We start from the raw sequence: 18,608 nt of genomic DNA, 5'->3' as shown, positions 1-18,608 counted from the left end.
GCTCTGAAGAGGTCGGCGGTTGATCAACCGCCGATTTCACCGGCGATCAACGCACCAAGGCGGCTGATCCCCTCCTCGATCATTTGATCGTTGGCGCAGGAGAAGCTGACGCGGAAGGTGTTCTCACCCGAACCATCGGCGAAGAAGGCCTTGCCCGGGACGAAGGCGACGTTGGCCGTTTCCAGCGACTTGGCTAGCAGCTTCGCGCCATCCATGCCATCAGGCAGCGTCACCCAGATGAACATGCCGCCTTCGGGCTTCGTCCAGCTCGTGCCTGCAGGCATGTACTTCTCAAGCGCCGCCAGCATGACATTGCGGCGGTGACTATAAACCGACTTGATCTTGGCGACCTGTGCATCGAAACTGCGTTCCGCGACATGCGCGATCGCCATCTGATTGATCGTCGAGGAGTGCAGGTCAGCCGCCTGTTTCATCAGAACAAGCTTGCGGATAACGGGAGCGTTGGCGACGATGAAGCCAACGCGCAGGCCCGGCGCAAGCGTCTTCGAGAAGCTGCCGCAGTAGATCGTGCGGGTATCGTTGATGTGCCCCTTCTTCGCGATCTCCGTCGCCAGAATCGGCGCGATCGGCGTCCCATCGTAGCGGAGTGATTGATACGCGGCATCTTCGATGACTGCGATATCGAGTTCCTCTGCCAGGGCAAGAACCTTCTCTCGTCCAGCCTGATCGACAGTCTCGCCCGTCGGATTGGCAAAGTCGGCCGAGAGATAGGCGAACTTCACCTTGCCGCCCGCGCTCGCGGCCTGCGCCTTGTAGGAATCAGGCGTGCGGTTGCCGTTCGGCGTCAATTGATCGTAGGCCGGCTCATAGGCATTGAAGGCCTGGAGCGCACCGAGGTAGGTCGGCCAGGTGACCAGCGCCGTGTCATTGGGCGAGAGGAAAAGCTTGCCGAGATAATCCAAGCCCTGCTGCGAGCCAGAAACGATGAAGACGTTATCGAGTTCGCAAGGGATGCCGATGGCGGCCATCTGCTTGACCAGCCATTCGCGGAGCGGCTTGTAGCCCTCGCTGACCGAATACTGCAGCGCCGAGTTCACGGCCGAGCTATCGAAGATATCGACGTAGGCCGCCTTGAATTCCTGATCGGGGAAAAGCGCCGGATCCGGAATACCACCGGCAAAGGAAATAATATCTGGGCGGTCAAGAAGCTTCAGAAGCTCGCGAATCTCCGAAGCACGCATACGGGAAGAACGCGTCGCGAATATGCTTTCCCAATTCAGCATGGGCATTTCCTCGTAATTTTTTGTCTTTAGGCGACAGAACCACGCAACAAATAATAAGTCAACATTACTGACCTATTTGTTTGCTACCATGACAATTTTGGGAAGCGAAGGTCACTTCCGTGATCAGAAGCCAGAACTGGCTAAAATCGATCTTTTCAAGACCCACTCCGTGGCAGTAGTGTCGCCGCCACTATCAAATATGCTATGAAGGTGCCAGCAATGCCCGCGTCGTCGAACACTCCTGAAATCAAGATCGAATTCCACACGTCGCCGGTCTCGGACGCCGACCGAATTCAGGCCCTGGAGTCGCCCGGCTTTGGCAAGGTCTTCACGGATCATATGGTTCTGGCTCGGTGGACTCCTGACAAAGGGTGGCACAATGCGAAGGTAACGCCCAGGCGGCCCTTGGAACTCGATCCTGCCAGCGCGGTGTTGCACTACGCGCAGGAAATCTTTGAGGGCATGAAAGCCTACAGGGCGGACGATGGTCGCATTCTGCTCTTCCGGCCTGAAGAGAACGCCCGCCGCTTCGCCCAGTCAGCCATCCGCATGGCGATGCCTCCCGTGCCGGACGAACTTTTCCTGAAGGCGGTGGAAGAACTCGTCCGTGTTGATAAGGACTGGATTCCATCGGGCGACGCCAGCCTGTATCTTCGCCCCTTCATGTTCGCCAACGAGGCATTCCTGGGTGTTCGTCCGGCTCAGGAATATATCTTCTGCATTATCGCTTCTCCGGTCGGCGCCTACTTCAAAGGTGGAGCAAAAGCGGTCTCCCTTTGGGTCGAGACCGAATACACTCGGGCGGCCAACGGCGGCACCGGTGCTGCAAAATGCGGAGGAAACTACGCCGCAAGCCTCATCGCGCAGGCCGAGGCCTCGAAGAGGAATTGCGATCAGGTCGTCTTTCTCGATGCGGCAGAGCACCGCTGGGTCGAGGAACTCGGCGGGATGAACGTATTCTTCGTGATGAACGACGGATCCGTCGTCACGCCACCGCTCGGCGGCACGATCCTGCCGGGCATCACCCGCGCCTCGGTTATCGTTCTCGCCGAAGAAAAGGGCTTGCGCGTCGAGCAGCGCCCCTACTCGTTCGCGGAATGGCAGGCCGATGCCGTCAGTGGCAAGCTCGTGGAAGCCTTCGCTTGCGGCACTGCAGCGGTACTCGCGGGCATCGGCCTGGTGCGACACGCTGGTGGCGAATTCCTGATCGGAGACGGACAGACCGGGAAGCTCACCACCGAGCTGCGCCAGGAGCTGGTCGGCCTGCAGAAGGGCGTGACGAACGATGAGCGTGGCTGGACACGCCGCATCCTGGTCTGAGGTCAGCGGCCGCAAGTAGTCGGCCCAGCAATTCAGAAAACTCGAAAACCGGGCAACGCCCAGTTTTTTTGTGGCCGGACCAGAGGAAGAGCGCAGAGAGGCGCGAGGCTTCGGCCGGTCGCAAAATCATCAGGGGCGGCATGGAAAAAACACTCGTTCGCCCCGCTTCCGACCGGGAAACGGGGCGAGTCTTCTGCGATACTGCAGCTCGATCGTACCGCGCTCAGGAACGGAACAAGGAGGCGATCTGCTCTTGTGTCGGCAGTTGGCCTCTGGGTGTCAGCTTGTCGACCACTCCGGGCAGGACTGTCGAAAGTTGATTCAGGAGTTCTTGCTCACTGATTCCCGCCTGGCGTGCGAGATCGCTGATCGTCTTCGACCCAAGCGCATCGTTGAGGCTGCCCGGCGCGATCGGTTTGTTCTGTCCGGGCTGGACCCAGGAATCCACCGTATCGCCCTGCCCGGCCTCCGTCAGCTTGCCGAGAAGACCACCGAGACCGCCGAGCCCACCAAGAAGCCCGCCGTCACCAGCTTGGGGATTAGCCTGCTGAGCGGCTGGATCCGTCTGGCTGCCTCCAGCACCAAGAAGCTTTCCCACTAGTAACGCGCCAAGCGCGACCATGATCGGCTTCGAGATACTTCCGCCCGGAACGGCGTCATCAAAAATACCCATGACATCCTCCTTTTCGGTTGCTTCATTTCATTGAACAACAACTGTAGAATGAAAGAACAAGGTTCTCGCGAACCTTGAATTCCCCGACGAGCTATTTAGCTTAAACGGGAAGATGGTCTGAATATTCAACCAATCAAGGAGGGGAATGGCAGATGTCTGTTATCGGGTGGATTATCCTTGGATTGATCGCAGGATTCATCGGCAGCAAGATTGTGAACAAGTCGGGCGCAGGCATGCTGATGGACATCGTCCTCGGCATCGTCGGAGCGATCGTCGGTGGCGTCATCTTCAGCTTCTTCGGCGCATCCGGCATAACGGGCTTCAATATCTACAGCCTCGTTGTCGCCGTCATCGGCGCGGTCGTGGTTCTTTGGCTGTACCACGCCATCAGCGGGCGCCGTTCCATCTAGCTCGCTCTTTTGTATCGACGGAATGAGCGCTGCCTCAAAGGCGGCGACCTTATGCGTGTAACTCCGGCCTTGGGTCATTGGGCGAACGATCATGGCAGACGAGAGTACATCTTCATTCTATGACGACAACGCGGCCACCTATGCTTCGCGGCAACGCACGCTGCCGGTTCGACGCCTAGACGCTTTTCTGTTGATGCTGCCGCCAGGTGCAGCCATCCTCGATCTGGGATGCGGCGGCGGACAGGACAGCGCCTACATGCTGTCAAAGGGCTTCGATGTCACGCCAACGGACGGATCGCCGGCGATCGCGGAGCAGGCCGAAACCTTTCTTGAGCGTCCCGTCGCGGTGTTGCGCTTCGAGGATCTGGACGAAGAGGAAGCCTTCGACGGCGTCTGGGCCGAGGCCAGCCTGCTGCATGTCCCCCGGGCAGACCTCCCTGATGTGCTGGAACGGATCCGCACGGCGCTGCGGCCCGGCGGCGCCTTTCACGCCACCTTCAAGGCGGGCGAGGCCGAGGGGCACGACGGCTTCGGTCGCTACTACAACTATCCGTCGGCGGAACTGCTTTCGGAAATGCTGAGCAATGGCGGCTGGCACAACATTGTGATCAGCGAAGGCGATGGGACCGGCTACGACGGAAAGCCGACCCGCTGGCTTGCGGTACGGACGCAAAAATAAGGCCGGAGCTTTCGCCCCGGCCCTGCTGACTCAGCAGTGTGAAACCGCTTAGTTGACGGACTTGTCGACCAGCTTGTTCTTGCCGATCCAAGGCATCATGCCGCGCAGCTTCGCGCCGACTTCTTCGATCTGGTGGCTGTCGTTCATGCGGCGGATGCCCTTGAAGCGCGAACCCCCTGCCTTGTACTCCTGCATCCAGTCGGACGTGAACTTGCCGGTCTGGATGTCGTGCAGGACGCGCTTCATTTCAGCCTTGGTTTCAGCCGTGATGATGCGCGGGCCGGTGACGTATTCGCCCCACTCGGCCGTGTTCGAGATCGAGTAGTTCATGTTGGCGATACCGCCTTCATAGATCAGGTCGACGATCAGCTTCACTTCGTGCAGGCACTCGAAGTAGGCCATTTCAGGCGCATAGCCGGCTTCGACCAGCGTTTCGAAACCAGCACGGATCAGTTCGACGAGACCGCCGCAGAGAACGACCTGTTCGCCGAAGAGGTCGGTTTCGCACTCTTCGCGGAAGTTGGTTTCGATGATGCCCGAACGACCGCCGCCAACGCCGCAAGCGTAGGAGAGAGCGAGTTCGAGAGCGTTGCCGGAAGCGTTCTGGTGAACGGCAACGAGGCAGGGAACGCCGCCGCCCTTCTGGTATTCGCCGCGAACCGTATGGCCCGGGCCCTTCGGCGCGATCATGACGACGTCGAGCGACGCCTTCGGCTCGATCAGGCCGAAGTGAACGTTGAGGCCGTGTGCGAAGGCGATTGCAGCGCCGTCACGGATGTTGCCGGCGATTTCGCCCTTGTAGATGTCGGCCTGCAGCTCGTCAGGCGTTGCCATCATGATCAGGTCGCCCCACTTGGCAGCGTCGGCAACGGTCATGACCTTGAAGCCGTCGGCTTCTGCCTTCTTGATGGTTGCCGAGCCAGCCTTGAGAGCGATCGCCACGTTGGCATGGCCGCTGTCCTTGAGGTTCAGCGCGTGCGCACGGCCCTGGGAGCCGTAGCCGACGATGACGACGTTCTTCGACTTGATGAGGTTGAGATCTGCATCACGATCGTAATAGACGCGCATTTGAATTTCCTTCCCTTTGCTTGTCCTGTGACTTGTAAGAGGGGATCAGCCGACGAGCGGCATCTCCGCCAAAACCTTTTCCGTGCCATAGAGGCGCAGGAAGGCGGAAACCGCCCTCTCCGCCTGACGCGCGGTATCCTTGAGACCCGGCTCGCCGAGCAGCATGCGAACATGCAGATCGGAAACGATCAGGCCATAAAGCGTGTGATATGCCTCGTCGGCATCATGGAAGCGCAGCAGCCCAGCGCGCTTGCCGGAATCGATCAGCCCCATGGCGCGGCGATCGATCTGACGGCGACCCCGCTCCAGAAGCAGCTTGCCGAGCTTGGAGCCGTCGCGATGCGACTGGCCGATGGCGAGACGGTTGAGCGCCAGCGAGACATCGCCGGCGAGAACTTCAAGCAAATCCTTTGAGAAGATGACGAGGTGGTCGTGGAGGCTCGCCGACGTCAGCCGCTCGCCATTGCGCTCGAAGGTGCGCACCTTGCTCGCCTGATAGGCGATCATCGCGGACAGCAGGCCGTCGCGGTCGCCGAACCACTTGTACAGGCTTTCCTTGGAGCAGTTCGCCGCGCGCGCAACGCCCGATGTCGTCAGCGCCTTCTCGCCGCCATCGACGAGCAGCTGCAATGCCTGCTCCAGGACGGCGTTTTGGCGCGGCGAAAACTCGCTGGGCTCCAAATTATCGACGGACACGGCCTCACCCCCAATAGTACCGTACGGTACGGTTCGCAGGCTTTATGCTGCAAACCACTGTGCGCGTCAAGCGGCATGGCACGAAAATTTCAGCGTCCTTGTGCGCTATCGGCGCGACCGTCGCTGCCTACAGCGCACTACTCAGGCGTCGTCAGAAGGCTCGCGTGCCGCCTCGACGTCTCTCACCGGGGACATGCCATAGACGCGGCTGTATTCGCGGCTGAACTGCGACGGGCTCTGATAGCCGACACGATGCCCCGCCGTCCCTGCATCCAGCCGCTCGATCAGCATCAGACGCCGCGCCTCATGCAGCCGCAGCTGCTTCTGGTATTGCACCGGCGTGATCGCGGTGATCGATTTGAAATGGTGATGGAAGGACGACACGCTCATGTTGACCTGCTCCGCGAGGTCCTCGATGCGCAGCGGCTGGGCAAAATTCTGCCGCAACCATGCGATGGCGCGTGCAATGCGGTTGCCGTGACTGTCGGCGACCGCAATATTGATCAGCCGGCCACCGTCCGGGCCGGTAAGAACCCGATATAGAATCTCCTGCTCTATCAGCGGCGCCATCGCCGCGATGTCCTTTGGACTATCGAGCAAACGTAGCAGCCGCACTGCCGCGTCCAAGAGCTCTGGCGTCGCGACATTTACGACGATCCCGCGTCCTCCAACGGGCGCGGTTGGCCGCGGGATATCGGCCCGGCTCAGGAGATCGAGAACCTTCTCGCTGTTGATGGCGAGCGTCAGGCAGAAATGCGGAACCTCGGGGCTTGCCTCCACCACTCGCCATGTCACCGGCAGGTCGAGCGATGTCAGCAGGTAGTCGCCAGGCCCGTAATTGATGACGTCGGTACCGAGGCGCAGGCTCTTGGCGCCCTGGATAACAAGGGCGATGCAAGGGCGGTAGCTGCCGTGGCAGGGAGCGCTCGGTGAAGAGCGCCGACTGATCCCCACGCTCTCGATTGCGGTCCTGCATTCCCCGTCATCGCCAAGATGGCGCGCGGCAATGGAGACGATTTCTTGGTAGGGATTGAACGGCAGAGTCATACGAGCGAACCCTTTATGTATCGCCTCGGAGAGAGGCGCACTATCTAGGACAGCTTTGCTCCCGCGAGAATAGGCCCGTCTGTCACTTTTGCAGGATCGTGCAAGAAGCTCGGAGTATCGCTCTAACGCATCGACATCGATCCGGTGCATGGTCTGCCATCACCCAGCAACCCGAAAGGAAGTCTTAGATGGCCATTGCAAAAGGCTATGCTGCCACCGACGCGTCCAAGCCCCTTACGCCCTTCACCTTCGAGCGCCGTGAACCCAATGCCGATGACGTTGTGATCGACATCAAATTTGCGGGCATCTGCCACTCGGACATCCACACCGTCCGCAACGAATGGAAGAATGCGGTCTATCCGATCGTACCAGGCCACGAGATCGCCGGCATCGTCTCGGCTGTCGGCTCGGCCGTCACCAAGTTCAAGGTCGGCGACCGCGTCGGTGTTGGCTGCTTCGTCGACAGCTGCGTTGGCTGCGCAGCCCGCGACCTCGACCGCGAACAATATATGCCCGGCCTGGTCGGCACCTACAACGACTTCGAAGCCGATGGCAAGACGCGCACTCAAGGCGGTTACTCCGACTCGATCGTCGTCAAGGAAGGTTACGTCATGTCCATTCCGGACAACCTTCCGCTCGACGCCTCGGCCCCGCTGCTCTGCGCCGGCATCACGCTCTACTCGCCGCTGCGTCACTGGAATGCCGGACCAGGCAAGAAGGTCGCAATCGTCGGCATGGGCGGCCTCGGTCACATGGGCGTCAAGCTCGGCGCGGCCATGGGTGCTGACATCACCGTCCTCTCGCAGAGCCTTTCCAAGAAGGAAGACGGCCTCAAGCTCGGTGCCAAAGAATACTATGCGACCAGCGACGAGGAGACGTTCAAGAAGCTTGCCGGTACATTTGACCTGATCATCTGCACGGTCAGCGCCGAGATCGATTGGAACGCTTATCTTGGCCTTCTGAAGGTGGACGGTGCATTTGTGGTCGTCGGCATCCCGGAAAACGCGATCCCGGTTCATGCATTTTCGCTGGTCCCGGGCCGCAAGAGCATTTCCGGCTCGATGATCGGCTCAATCAAGGAAACCCAGGAAATGCTGGACTTCTGCGGCAAGCACAACATCGTCTCCGAGATCGAGACGATCAACATCCAGCAGGTCAACGAGGCCTATGAACGCGTTCTGAAGAGCGACGTTCGTTACCGCTTCGTCATCGACATCGCCTCGCTGGCAGCTTGATAATGGGAAAGGGCGGCCTTGAGCCGCCCTTTCTATGCGCTGCTATCGTCGCGCATCGTTTCCTTCTGGGTGATCAACCGCGCGCTGTGCTGGCCGCTCAGGTAAATCCAGAGCCAACTCCAAGCCACGGCAAAACGCGAACGCGTCCCGATCAGGAAATAGATGTGGGCGATGCCCCATATCCACCAAGCGATCCAGCCTTTCAGCTTGATCCGACCGAAATCGATGATCGCGGCACTTTGACCGATCGTCGCAAGGCTGCCCTGATGACGATATCGAAATGGCGGGAGTGCCGGCTTTCCCGCGAGACGCGCCCGGATCACCTTTGCAGCATAAGCGCCCTGTTGTTTGGCAGCCGGTGCAATCCCGGGCACGGGAGCACCTCCCTCCCGCGTGACAGACGCCGTATCGCCGACGACGAAAACATCCGGAAGTCCCGGTGCCGTCAGATCCTTCTCGACGACGACGCGGCCGGCCCGATCGGCCGGAACATCCAGCCACTTAGCGGCGGGTGAGGCCTGTACGCCTGCAGCCCAGACGATCGTGCGGCTCGGAATGAACTCCTCGCTCGTCTCGACACCGTCTGCCGTGCACTCCAGGACACGCTCGCCGATATGCAGCTCGACGCCGAGTTCCTGAAGGGCCTTGCTGGCATAGTCAGAAAGCTCCTCGGCAAAGGTCGGAAGCACGCGCCGCCCCGCCTCGACCAGCACGACCCGTGTCTTGCGCGTATCGATATTGCGGAATTCGCGCGGCAGGGTCCTGCGTGCAAGCTCGGCGATGATCCCGGCAAGCTCGACCCCCGTCGGCCCGGCGCCGACGATAGTGAAGGTCAATAATGCGTCGCGCGCAGCGGGATCGGCTTCGGTCTCCGCCCGCTCGAATGCGAGCAACATGCGCCGGCGGATCGTCGTTGCATCCTCCAGCGTCTTTAGGCCGGGGGCCACCGACTCCCAGTCGTCTCGCCCGAAATAGGCGTGCGTTGCACCCGTGGCGAGGACGAGCGTGTCATAACGCAACGTAGTGCCGTTACGTAAGGAAACTTCCTTTACGTCAGTATCGACACCTACGACTTCGCCTAACAGCGTCGTCACGTCCTGGCGGTCGCTATAGAGATGGCGAATGGGCCAGGCAATCTCGGAGGTGGAAAGGATTGTCGTCGCCACCTGGTAAAGGAGCGGTTGGAAGAGATGATGATTGCGTCGGTCGATCAGCGTGATCCGGACGCCCGCACCCTTCAGATCGTTGACCAACTGCAGGCCGCCGAAGCCGCCGCCGACAACCACAACATGGTGTTCGCTCATGAGCTGCCTTTCCGTGCCACTTCGTTATAGCCAATGTCGTTGGTCGCGCGCGGCTTTCAATCACTGTTTGGGCATAGCTCGCCTGCTCTGGGCGGTAGTCACGAATGCTCAATTTGGTGTCGGGGTCACTCAGTCTGCATAGGCAACAGGGATCGATGTCCCGCTTTTCAGCAATTCCATCGATATGGACGCTGACACATCGAAGAGTTCGATCTTGCGGACGATCTGCTTATAGATCACGTCGTAGTGCTCGACGCGTGGGAGCACGATCTTTAGAATATAGTCGTGGTTGCCGGTAAGCCGATGCGCCTCGACGATCTCCGGTATGCTGCTGATCGCCCGGCGAAACGCCTCGATCCACTCGTCGGCATGGTGTGCCGTCTTGATCAGCGCAAATACCGTCGTCGGCACGCCCATTTTCTCGCGGTCAAGCACCACGATCCGCCGCGCGATATGGCCGCTCTCCTCCAGCCGCTGGATGCGGCGAGAACAGGCAGAGACCGATAGTGCGACCCTTTCAGCAAGCTCCGTCACCGAAATGCCCGCATCGGTCTGCAAATATTCTAGGATTCGTCGATCGCGGTCATCAAGCATGGTGCCTCGGAAATTTCACGGCTGCAGTTTGCGCAGTTTGGAGATTATACGCAAAAATGCAGCGCCAATGAAGAGTTTGAGACAAAGAAAGCAAACCATTTGCGCGAGGTTCGATGCATGATCTCGCCACTACGAAATTCCAGACGGGAGCATAACAAAAATGCAGACAATCGGACTAATTGGCGGAATGAGCTTCGAAAGCTCGGCGGTCTACTATCGCCTGATCAATGAAATGGTACGCGAGCGCCGCGGCGGGCTCACGTCGGCTGACCTCCTGATGCATTCCGTCAATTTCGACGAGATCGTCTCCATGCAGAAGGCGGGTGACTGGGACTCTGCAGCAAGCCGGCTCGGCGACGTGGCTCTGCACCTGCAGATTGCCGGCGCCCGCTGCATGCTGATCTGCACGAACACGATGCATCTGATTGCCGATCAGGTCGCCTCCCGCATCTCCGTGCCGCTGATCCACATCATCGACGAGACTGCGAAGTCTCTGAAGGCAGCCGGGCGCAAGCGCCCGCTCCTGCTCGCCACACGATACACCATGGAACACGGTTTCTATGCCAATCGCATGAAGAGCCTGGGCGTTGACGTCGTGGTTCCCGAAGCCGCCGACCGCACGTCCGTCCATGACATCATCTTCAATGAGCTCTGCGCCGGCAAGGTGCTCGACAGCTCGCGCGACAAGCTCATGCAGATCATCGAACGCGAGCGCGCCAAGGGCGCGGACAGTATCATTCTCGGCTGCACGGAAATCTGCCTGATCCTTGACCCGAAGCATCTGCCGCTGCCGGGCTTCGACACAACCGAGATCCATGCTCGCGCCGCCGTCGAGTTCGCACTTGGCGACGAACAAGCACGCGTGATCGCGGCTGCTTGAGTCAACAAATTAGTTGACTCAGTCAAATAAAAGCAGGACAAAATCTCCTATCAGGAGGTTTTGTCCATGTCTGACCCTGGCTTGATCGACGCTGCCCGCGACTTCAATCGTTTCTACACGAGCTTCCTGGGGGTCCTGAACCGGGCCTACCTCGACACCGATTTCACGCTGACGGACGCGCGCGTCCTCTTCGAGATCGGCTCGCGCAAGGGCGTCACCGCGGTCGCGTTGGCACGCGACCTGCAACTCGACCCCGCCTATCTCAGCAGAATTCTCAAACGCTTCCGCTCCAATGGCCTGATTGAAACAACGGCCGATCCCGACGACCTGCGCAGTCAAATCATCAACGTCACCACCAAGGGACACGATCAATTCGAGGAACTGGGCCGTCGCTCCAACACTCAGATAGCAGAGCGCTTCGCTAACCTCGTCGACGGCGAACCGCAAAGCGTCGTAGCCGCGATGAGTGCCATTCGGGGGCTATTGGATCCCGAGGCCGCGCGCCCACCCTTGATCATCCGCGCACACCGGCCCGGCGACATCGGCTGGATCGTCCAAAGCCAGGGCAAGGCTTACGCCGGGGAATACGGCTGGGACATGCGCTTCGAGGGCCTCGTTGCAGAGGTCGCCGGCAAGTTCCTGGCGAATTTCGATCCGTCGAAGGAGTATTGCTGGATTGCCGAGCGTGGAGGCATCAACGTCGGCTCGATCCTTGTCACCAATGGTGGCGATGGCGTTGCGAAGCTTCGCCTGCTCTATGTGGACAAGGCGGCGCGCGGCCTCGGACTCGGCAAGATGCTGGTCGACGAATGCATTCGCTTTGCCAGGGCAAAGCAGTATCGACAGATATCGCTATGGACGAACGACATCCTGCATGCCGCGCGCGGCATATATTTGAAGGCCGGTTTCCGCCTTGTCTCCGAGGGGAGACACCGGATGTTCGGCCCTGAGGAAAACGGCCAAACCTGGGTTCTTGATCTCTGATTTGCTGCGTCGCAAAAGTTTCCCTTGATTTGGAAACGATCATTTCCTAATTAAGTCGACCATGACCACGGCGACCCTCACTGAAACGATCAGGACACGCGGCAGACCGCGCGAATTCGATCGCGACGCAGCGCTCGACAGGGCGCTCCAGGTATTTTCCGAGCGCGGCTATCATGCCGCGTCGATCAGCGAGCTTACCGAAGCCATGGGCCTTGCCTCCGGCAGCGTCTACAAGGCGTTCAAGGACAAGCGCGGCATATTCCTCGCAGCCTTCGACCGATACCGCGCTGTTCGTCGCGGCCTTCTGGACGCACGCATGGCGAAGGCCGCAACCGGCCGTGAGAAGATCCGCGAAGTCTTGGCCCACTATGCGCTCTCCTCGCATGGTGCCTCCGGTCGGTGCGGCTGTCTTGTCGTCAGCAGTGCGAACGACCTGGCGCTTTTCGACGAAGAGGCCGCAGACCGTGTCGCGGCTGCGTTTGCAGCCAACGAAGCGCTGATCCGCGATCTCCTCCGCCTCGGCCAAAGCGACGGCTCGATCGCCGCGAACGTTGACGTCGCCGCCACCGCCCGTACCCTGCTTTGCGTGACCAATGGAATGCGAGTGGTTGGCAAAACGGGGCGTAGCGAGGAAGAAATGGTCGCTGTCGCCGAGATTGCAATGAAACTTCTTGCGTAAATCGGGTTGCGACCGACCCGCCTCACGCGCAACCTTTTTGATGATCCGATAGCCCCGGAGCCTAATATGAGCCTTTCGACCACCACGCGGGAAACCGTCGCGCCGCAGACGATCTCGCCTTTAATGACGTTTCTTTTTGCGGCCGCCTGCGGACTGGTCGCGGCCAATCTCTATTACGGCCAGCCGCTTGCCGGCCCGATCAGCGCATCCCTCGGATTCACTCCGGCGGCAACCGGCTTGATCGTCACCCTGACGCAAATCGGCTACGGCCTCGGCCTTCTGCTGATCGTTCCGCTCGGCGACCTCCTGGAAAACCGCAGACTTGTGCTGACGCTGATCGCCATCTCTGCGGTTGCTTTGGTCGGCGCGGCACTGTCCTCGACACCGATGATGTTTCTACTAGCGTCGCTCTGCATCGGCCTTGCATCCGTTGCCGTCCAGGTACTTGTTCCCTTTGCCGCCCACATGGCGCCGGACGCTACGCGCGGCCGCGTCGTCGGCAACGTCATGAGCGGCCTGCTCTGTGGCATCATGCTGGCGCGGCCCTTCGCCAGCTTCGTTGCCGAAGCAACCTCCTGGCACATGGTCTACTTCGTGACCGCGGCGCTCATGATCGCGCTCGTTGTCATCCTGAGAGCCAACCTTCCGGTCCGTGTTCCCCACACCAGACTGAGCTACGGCAGACTGCTCGCCTCGATGGCGGATCTTGCCCTCCATTCGCGCATTCTTCAGCGTCGCGCGCTCTACCAGGCCGGGATGTTCGGTGCGTTCAGCCTATTCTGGACCACGACGCCCCTGCTGCTCGCAGGCCCTGAGTTCGGGCTGACGCAGAATGGCATCGCCCTGTTCGCGCTGGCTGGCGCGGCTGGTGCCATTGCGTCGCCAATTGCCGGGCGGCTCGCCGATCGCGGACTGACGAAGGCTGCCTCGACGCTAGCGATGCTGCTTGGAATGTCGGCCTTTCTCATCAGCCAGTTCGCAACCGATGGGTCGCTGACGGCGCTGCTTTTGCTGACCGCTGCAGCAATACTGCTTGATTTCGGCGTAACCACCAATCTGGTCTGCGGCCAGCGAGCCGTCTACGCGATCAGCGCCGAGCATCGCAGCCGCCTGAACGGTCTCTACATGGCGACGTTCTTTACGGGCGGTGCGATCGGATCCGCCGTGGGCGGCTGGGCCTACGCGACCGGCGGCTGGACGATGACCGCGTGGATCGGCTTCTGCTTCCCAGCCTTTGCGTTCCTTCTGTTCCTGACGGAAGGCCGCGGCCGGCAGGCAGTCTCAGAGGCTGGCTGAATCGAATCGGAGCCGGGCGGCGCGAACCGCGTCATGGTTTGCCTCCGCCCAGTTCAGTAGCAAGGCGAGCGTGCTGTAAAGCGAGCGGCCGAGATCAGTCATCCGGTACTCGACGCTCGGCGGTTTCGTCGGAAACACTTCCCGCTCGATGTAACCGTCACGCTGCAGATCCCTTAGGGTCTGTGTCAGCATGCGCTGCGAGATATCCGGAATCATCCGCCGTAATTCGCCGAAGCGATACGGACGTTGCGACAGCGCCTCGAGCATCAGTGTCGACCACTTGCCGCCAATCTGCTGCATCATGTCCCGGACCGGGCAATTGTTGAAGTCGAGGTTGCTGAGATCGACGTCTCGACGAATGCCGGGGGCCTTGTTCTTCAGGTTGACGACGGCGCCACTCATTCTTGGTTCCCTTTTGGTAACGTAGAGCCAAAAAACTGCCTTCTTTACAGCGCGCAGTCAATTCCTAATCTAGAGCTACTCTCTTTTTGAGACCAACAGCAATCCTAGAGGAAAGACACATGAGCGAGACCATTCTCATCACGGGTGCGGCCGGCCAACTCGGCCAGCGGATCATCCATCACCTGCTTGAGACCGAAAAGGTTCCAGCGGCAAATATCATCGCCGCGACGCGCGATCCGGCCAAACTCGCGGACCTTGCCACAAAGGGTGTCATCACCCGCAAGGCCGATTTCGACAACACCGCCTCGCTCGAATCTGCCTTCAAGGGCGTCGATCGGTTGCTGATCATCAGCACCGACGCACTCGCCGTCCCCGGCCTACGTCTCAAGCAGCACAAAGCGGCAGTGGACGCGGCAGCCAAGGCAGGCGTGAAGCACATCGCCTACACCTCGATGCCCTCGCCCGATAAATCTCTGGTGACCTTTGCACCCGATCATCTTGGCACCGAGAATGCCATGAAGGCCACTGACATCCCCTACACGATCTTTCGGAATGCCTGGTACATGGACAACTATCTCCATGGCATGCCGCACAATCTCCAGTCGGGAAACTGGTACACGAGCAGCGACGGCGGCAAGGTTGCGAACATCTCGCGCGAAGACTGCGCGCGGGCAATCGCAGCGTCCCTTGCCTCCGGCAGCGATGAAAGCGCGACCTATACGCTGACCGGAGCCGAATCGCTGAGCGCCGACCAGATCGCCGCGGTCCTCTCCGATGCGGTTGGAAGGCCGTTGAAGGCCGTCAGCGTCACGGATGAGCAGCTTGGCCAAGGCATTCGCGGCGCGGGTCTTCCCGATTTCGTCGCGGACATGCTGGTCTCAGCCGACGCCAACATCCGCGCCGGCAACTTTGATCTGGTAACGGCGGATTACGAGACGCTGACTGGCAACAAGCCTCAAACGCTCAAGGGCTTCTTCGTCGCACACAAGACCGCCCTCACGGCCTGAGTCGGTCGATAAAGCCCGCTTCGCACCACCGGAGCGGGCTCACTCATGCAGTTCTCAGATCTTCTGGCCGCATGCGCGGCAGAACCGCCGAACCGTTTCGGCCATGCCGAATTCCAGCGCGTCCGCCGTCAGCCCGTGCCCGATGGACACTTCCGCGAGTTTCGGAATGCGCTTTAAGAGCGGTGGCAAATTCGCAACCGTCAGATCGTGCCCCGCATTGACGCCCAAGCCGATCGCCAGCGCCGCGTCCGCTGTCTCACCTAGCGCCTCGAGGATTGGCCCTACCCGTTCAGGCGCATCGTAGCAGCCGCCATATGGCCCCGTATAAAGCTCGATCCGGTCAGCACCGACCGCCTTGGCAATCGCGACGGCCTCGGCGTCCCCATCGCCATCGGCGAACAGCGATACGCGCGTGCCCATCTTCTTCAGCCGCGCAATGACATCAGTCAGGAAATCGCGGTGCTTGCGGAAATCCCAGCCATGATCAGAGGTCGCCTGTGAGGGGTCGTCCGGAACCAGCGTGACCTGCTCGGGTGCCACCCCAACGCAGAGATCGAGAAACTCCTCGGTGGGATAGCCCTCGATATTGAATTCGGCGTTTGGAAATTCGTCATCGATCAGATTGCGGATGATGGGCAGGTCCGAGAAACGGATGTGTCTTTGGTCGGGTCGCGGATGGACCGTCAATCCGCTCGCGCCGGATTGCAGCGCAATCCGCCCCAACCCCTCTACACTGGGCCATGGAAGATCGCGGCGGTTGCGCAGCATCGCGACGGCATTGAGATTGACGGAAAGCGTAGTCTGCATGGCGGGATTCCACTGAAGCGAAGGATGATCGTTTCTAAGCCAACGAGTCGGCATCGGCCAACGAGATTCGTACATGGATGCATGTGAATCTGTGATGACGCGAGCGTTTGGTCCGTCAACGCGGCGGCTGAATGTAGATCTGGTTTGTTCTTCGCACTTTAAACGATCAAGCGTTTCTCCAGCGCTGATTTCTCGCGAGAAACGCGTCACCTGGGGCAGCTTTCCCGCCGGATTGCGCTGTAAATTAAAAGTCACTAAATTTGATACTAACAAAATACGTCAATCACGAGTAACGTAAGCTCGCGATATCGAAGCAAACACCGCCAGTTGCTTTGATGCCTGAACAGGAACGATCAAGAAGGAACCCCACTCAACCGCACCCTTTTTGCAATTTGCAGACGCACAATGAGCACAACGGGAGGGACCATGGCAGAAGGTTACAAGCAGGATTTCACGTCAGACCTCGCGACACAAACACGAGCGCGGCACCGTTTTCTTCCTTCTGCGGCGCTCCGCCCCGCAGATTTGCCCCGCGGGCGAGTTCCGATCGCCGACATGGCCAATGCCTTTGGCGTCACCCACCGCACACTCCACTTCTATGAGGAAAAAGGGCTCATTTCGGCCAGCCGAATCGGCCTGATGCGCGTCTATGAACCGGGCGACGTGATGCGCATGGCTGTCATCAACGCCTGCCGCGAGGCTGGAATGGCGGTTGCTGTGATCCAGGATTTGATGAGCGACCTCATAGAAGCCGACTCGCAGGAGGCTGCCGAGGCTCTGTTTCGTGACGCGCTCGTGACCCGCAAACGCGAACTCAGCGCGGAAATGTCCACATTGCATCGGCAGATGCAGCAGGTGAGCGACCTGCTCGACCGCGAGGCAGCTGAGGAGCAGCTTCTCAACGATAATCAGAGCGGCTCGATGCTCACGGATCAGGAGTTGCGGTGCCTGGCGCTGATGGCGGCAGGGCTTTCCACGCAGCGTATTGCGCGCACCCTCGACCTTCGAAATGACGATGCACAGTCACTTGAGGCCGGCATCATCCAGAAATTCCACGCCAACAATCGTTTTCAAGCCATAGCCAAGGCCGTCATGCTCGGCGTCGTCCAGGTCTGACGCCCCCGGAAAATCGCCTAGCGCACAATCGTCAGGGTTTCCGCCGCGCGCGTGATCGCTGTATAGAGCCACCGTTCGCGTGTATCGCGGAATGCCCAGCTTTCATCGAACAACACGACGTTGTTCCACTGCGAACCCTGCGCCTTGTGCACCGTCAGTGCATAGCCGTAGTCGAATTCGTCGTAGCGCTTGCGCGTGTTCCAGGGAATCTCACCCTCGACATCCTCGAAAGCCTGCTTCAGCAGTTTGATCTTCGCCGCGCCGCGATCCATGTCGTCATCCTCGGGCCGGACCAGCAGGTTGATGCCAGGCTTCGTCGTCTCCTTGGACGACGTCATCACCTGCCAAAGTGAGCCGTTGAGCAAGCCCTTTGCCGGATCGTTGCGCAGGCAGACAAGCTTGTCGCCCGTTTGCGGATATTCGGTCGCAAAACCCTTCAGCTCGCGAAGACGCTGATTGTATCGGCGTCGCGTGCGATTCGTGCCGACGAGCACCTGATCGGCATCGAGGACCAGCGACTGGTTCACCTCGCCCTTCGAGATGACCCGCGCGGTACCGTAGTCTCCGTAGCTGACTTCGTTGCCCTCACGCACCTGCATTGCAAGCTGGATGATCGGATTATCGCGCGCCTGGCGGTGAATGTCCGTCAGCAGATAGTCCGGTTCCTGATTGGTGAAGAAGCCGCCGCCCGACACCGGAGGCAGCTGCCCCGGATCTCCAAGCACAAGGATCGGTGTGCCGAAGCTCATCAGGTCGCGGCCCAAAGCCTCGTCCACCATCGAGCACTCGTCGACCACGATCAGCGCAGCCTTGGCGACTGGGCTCTGACGGTTGATGGAAAACATCGGCGCAATGGAAGTTTTGCCCGTCTCCTCGTCCTCGACAGCCTCCTCGCCGCGCGGACGATAGATCAGCGAATGGATGGTCTTCGCGTTGCTGGCGCCGCGCGACCGCAGCACCTGGGCCGCCTTGCCCGTAAACGCGGCAAACAGTACGTCACCATCCACATACTCCGCGAAATGCCGCGCAAGCGTCGTCTTGCCCGTACCGGCATAGCCGAACAGACGGAAAAGCGGTGTCCGCCCTTCCTTCAGCCATTGGGAAACGGCCCTGAGGGCTTCATCTTGTTGCGGAGCAAATTGCATCGTGGATCGACTTGGCAGGATT

At 60.0% G+C, this 18,608-nt stretch carries 20 protein-coding genes; 10 read left to right on the top strand and 10 right to left on the bottom strand.

Going from position 1 to position 18,608, the window contains the following annotated elements; genetic code table 11:
* Nucleotides 1–23 precede the first annotated feature (23 nt).
* Nucleotides 24–1,244: a PLP-dependent aminotransferase family protein gene (locus IB244_RS27040; RefSeq protein WP_192306235.1), complete on the bottom strand. Its 1,221-nt coding sequence runs from the start codon at nt 1,242–1,244 to the stop codon at nt 24–26.
* 219 nt (nt 1,245–1,463) lie between these two features.
* Between IB244_RS27040 and IB244_RS27035 the strand changes: the two genes are divergently transcribed.
* Complete coding sequence (locus IB244_RS27035) at nt 1,464–2,564, top strand: branched-chain amino acid aminotransferase (RefSeq protein WP_018858644.1); 1,101 nt, start codon at nt 1,464–1,466, stop codon at nt 2,562–2,564.
* Nucleotides 2,565–2,787: 223 nt separating this feature from the next.
* Here the strand turns inward: IB244_RS27035 and IB244_RS27030 are convergent, their stop codons facing one another.
* The gene (locus IB244_RS27030; RefSeq protein WP_018858645.1) at nt 2,788–3,237 is read right to left on the bottom strand and encodes a YidB family protein; all 450 of its coding nucleotides are present in this window, start codon (nt 3,235–3,237) and stop codon (nt 2,788–2,790) included.
* A 152-nt stretch (nt 3,238–3,389) separates the two neighbouring features.
* Here IB244_RS27030 and IB244_RS27025 point away from each other — a divergent pair, with 152 nt between their 5' ends.
* Both IB244_RS27025 and IB244_RS27020 read left to right on the top strand, forming a co-directional pair.
* On the top strand, nt 3,390–3,647 hold the full coding sequence (locus IB244_RS27025; protein ID WP_007534948.1) for a GlsB/YeaQ/YmgE family stress response membrane protein: 258 nt from the start codon (nt 3,390–3,392) through the stop codon (nt 3,645–3,647).
* A gap of 91 nt (nt 3,648–3,738) precedes the next feature.
* Nucleotides 3,739–4,326, top strand: coding sequence for a class I SAM-dependent methyltransferase (locus IB244_RS27020; RefSeq protein ID WP_018858646.1), 588 nt, complete (start codon nt 3,739–3,741; stop codon nt 4,324–4,326).
* Nucleotides 4,327–4,374: 48 nt separating this feature from the next.
* Here IB244_RS27020 and ilvC read toward each other — a convergent pair whose 3' ends face one another.
* The 3 genes from ilvC to IB244_RS27005 form a co-directional block, all read right to left on the bottom strand.
* On the bottom strand, nt 4,375–5,394 hold the full coding sequence (gene ilvC, locus IB244_RS27015; protein ID WP_018858647.1) for a ketol-acid reductoisomerase: 1,020 nt from the start codon (nt 5,392–5,394) through the stop codon (nt 4,375–4,377).
* Between the two features lie 45 nt (nt 5,395–5,439).
* On the bottom strand, nt 5,440–6,105 hold the full coding sequence (locus IB244_RS27010) for a TetR/AcrR family transcriptional regulator (RefSeq protein ID WP_192306279.1): 666 nt from the start codon (nt 6,103–6,105) through the stop codon (nt 5,440–5,442).
* 126 nt (nt 6,106–6,231) lie between these two features.
* Nucleotides 6,232–7,137, bottom strand: a complete 906-nt coding sequence (locus IB244_RS27005; RefSeq protein ID WP_113471419.1) for an AraC family transcriptional regulator — start codon at nt 7,135–7,137, stop codon at nt 6,232–6,234.
* 188 nt (nt 7,138–7,325) lie between these two features.
* On the opposite strand from IB244_RS27005, the gene IB244_RS27000 reads away from it, so the two are divergent.
* The gene (locus tag IB244_RS27000) at nt 7,326–8,372 is read left to right on the top strand and encodes an NAD(P)-dependent alcohol dehydrogenase (protein WP_113471418.1); all 1,047 of its coding nucleotides are present in this window, start codon (nt 7,326–7,328) and stop codon (nt 8,370–8,372) included.
* Nucleotides 8,373–8,404: 32 nt separating this feature from the next.
* On the opposite strand, the gene IB244_RS26995 is transcribed toward IB244_RS27000, so the two are convergent.
* Both IB244_RS26995 and IB244_RS26990 read right to left on the bottom strand, forming a co-directional pair.
* Entirely contained in the window at nt 8,405–9,676 is a 1,272-nt protein-coding gene (locus IB244_RS26995) for an NAD(P)/FAD-dependent oxidoreductase (RefSeq protein WP_018858651.1), read from the bottom strand.
* Between the two features lie 129 nt (nt 9,677–9,805).
* A complete protein-coding gene (locus tag IB244_RS26990) occupies nt 9,806–10,270 on the bottom strand; it encodes an Lrp/AsnC family transcriptional regulator (protein WP_018858652.1) in 465 nt (154 codons plus the stop codon).
* Nucleotides 10,271–10,430: 160 nt separating this feature from the next.
* Here IB244_RS26990 and IB244_RS26985 point away from each other — a divergent pair, with 160 nt between their 5' ends.
* The 4 genes from IB244_RS26985 (at nt 10,431) to IB244_RS26970 (ending at nt 14,109) form a co-directional block, all read left to right on the top strand.
* Entirely contained in the window at nt 10,431–11,150 is a 720-nt protein-coding gene (locus IB244_RS26985; RefSeq protein WP_018858653.1) for an aspartate/glutamate racemase family protein, read from the top strand.
* Nucleotides 11,151–11,216: 66 nt separating this feature from the next.
* A complete protein-coding gene (locus IB244_RS26980; RefSeq protein ID WP_018858654.1) occupies nt 11,217–12,134 on the top strand; it encodes a helix-turn-helix domain-containing GNAT family N-acetyltransferase in 918 nt (305 codons plus the stop codon).
* A gap of 61 nt (nt 12,135–12,195) precedes the next feature.
* The gene (locus IB244_RS26975) at nt 12,196–12,813 is read left to right on the top strand and encodes a TetR/AcrR family transcriptional regulator (RefSeq protein ID WP_018858655.1); all 618 of its coding nucleotides are present in this window, start codon (nt 12,196–12,198) and stop codon (nt 12,811–12,813) included.
* Between the two features lie 66 nt (nt 12,814–12,879).
* Nucleotides 12,880–14,109: an MFS transporter gene (locus IB244_RS26970; protein WP_112661148.1), complete on the top strand. Its 1,230-nt coding sequence runs from the start codon at nt 12,880–12,882 to the stop codon at nt 14,107–14,109.
* On the opposite strand, the gene IB244_RS26965 is transcribed toward IB244_RS26970, so the two are convergent.
* Nucleotides 14,095–14,511: a winged helix-turn-helix transcriptional regulator gene (locus IB244_RS26965; protein ID WP_018858657.1), complete on the bottom strand. Its 417-nt coding sequence runs from the start codon at nt 14,509–14,511 to the stop codon at nt 14,095–14,097. The two genes, IB244_RS26970 and IB244_RS26965, sit on opposite strands and share 15 nt — an antisense overlap.
* Nucleotides 14,512–14,630: 119 nt before the next feature.
* Here IB244_RS26965 and IB244_RS26960 point away from each other — a divergent pair, with 119 nt between their 5' ends.
* Nucleotides 14,631–15,518 (top strand): SDR family oxidoreductase, encoded by an 888-nt coding sequence (locus IB244_RS26960; protein ID WP_018858658.1) that lies wholly within the window; start codon nt 14,631–14,633, stop codon nt 15,516–15,518.
* Nucleotides 15,519–15,572: 54 nt separating this feature from the next.
* Here IB244_RS26960 and IB244_RS26955 read toward each other — a convergent pair whose 3' ends face one another.
* Entirely contained in the window at nt 15,573–16,325 is a 753-nt protein-coding gene (locus tag IB244_RS26955) for a pyridoxine 5'-phosphate synthase (RefSeq protein WP_113471416.1), read from the bottom strand.
* Between the two features lie 426 nt (nt 16,326–16,751).
* Here IB244_RS26955 and IB244_RS26950 point away from each other — a divergent pair, with 426 nt between their 5' ends.
* Entirely contained in the window at nt 16,752–17,441 is a 690-nt protein-coding gene (locus IB244_RS26950) for a MerR family transcriptional regulator (protein WP_018858660.1), read from the top strand.
* Nucleotides 17,442–17,458: 17 nt separating this feature from the next.
* Here IB244_RS26950 and IB244_RS26945 read toward each other — a convergent pair whose 3' ends face one another.
* Complete coding sequence (locus IB244_RS26945) at nt 17,459–18,586, bottom strand: ATP-dependent RecD-like DNA helicase (RefSeq protein WP_018858661.1); 1,128 nt, start codon at nt 18,584–18,586, stop codon at nt 17,459–17,461.
* Nucleotides 18,587–18,608 lie beyond the last annotated feature (22 nt).

The organism is Rhizobium sp. RHZ02, assembly GCF_014851575.1.
GTDB lineage: Bacteria > Pseudomonadota > Alphaproteobacteria > Rhizobiales > Rhizobiaceae > Rhizobium > Rhizobium altiplani.
This window is presented reverse-complemented; position numbering and strand designations above follow the sequence as displayed.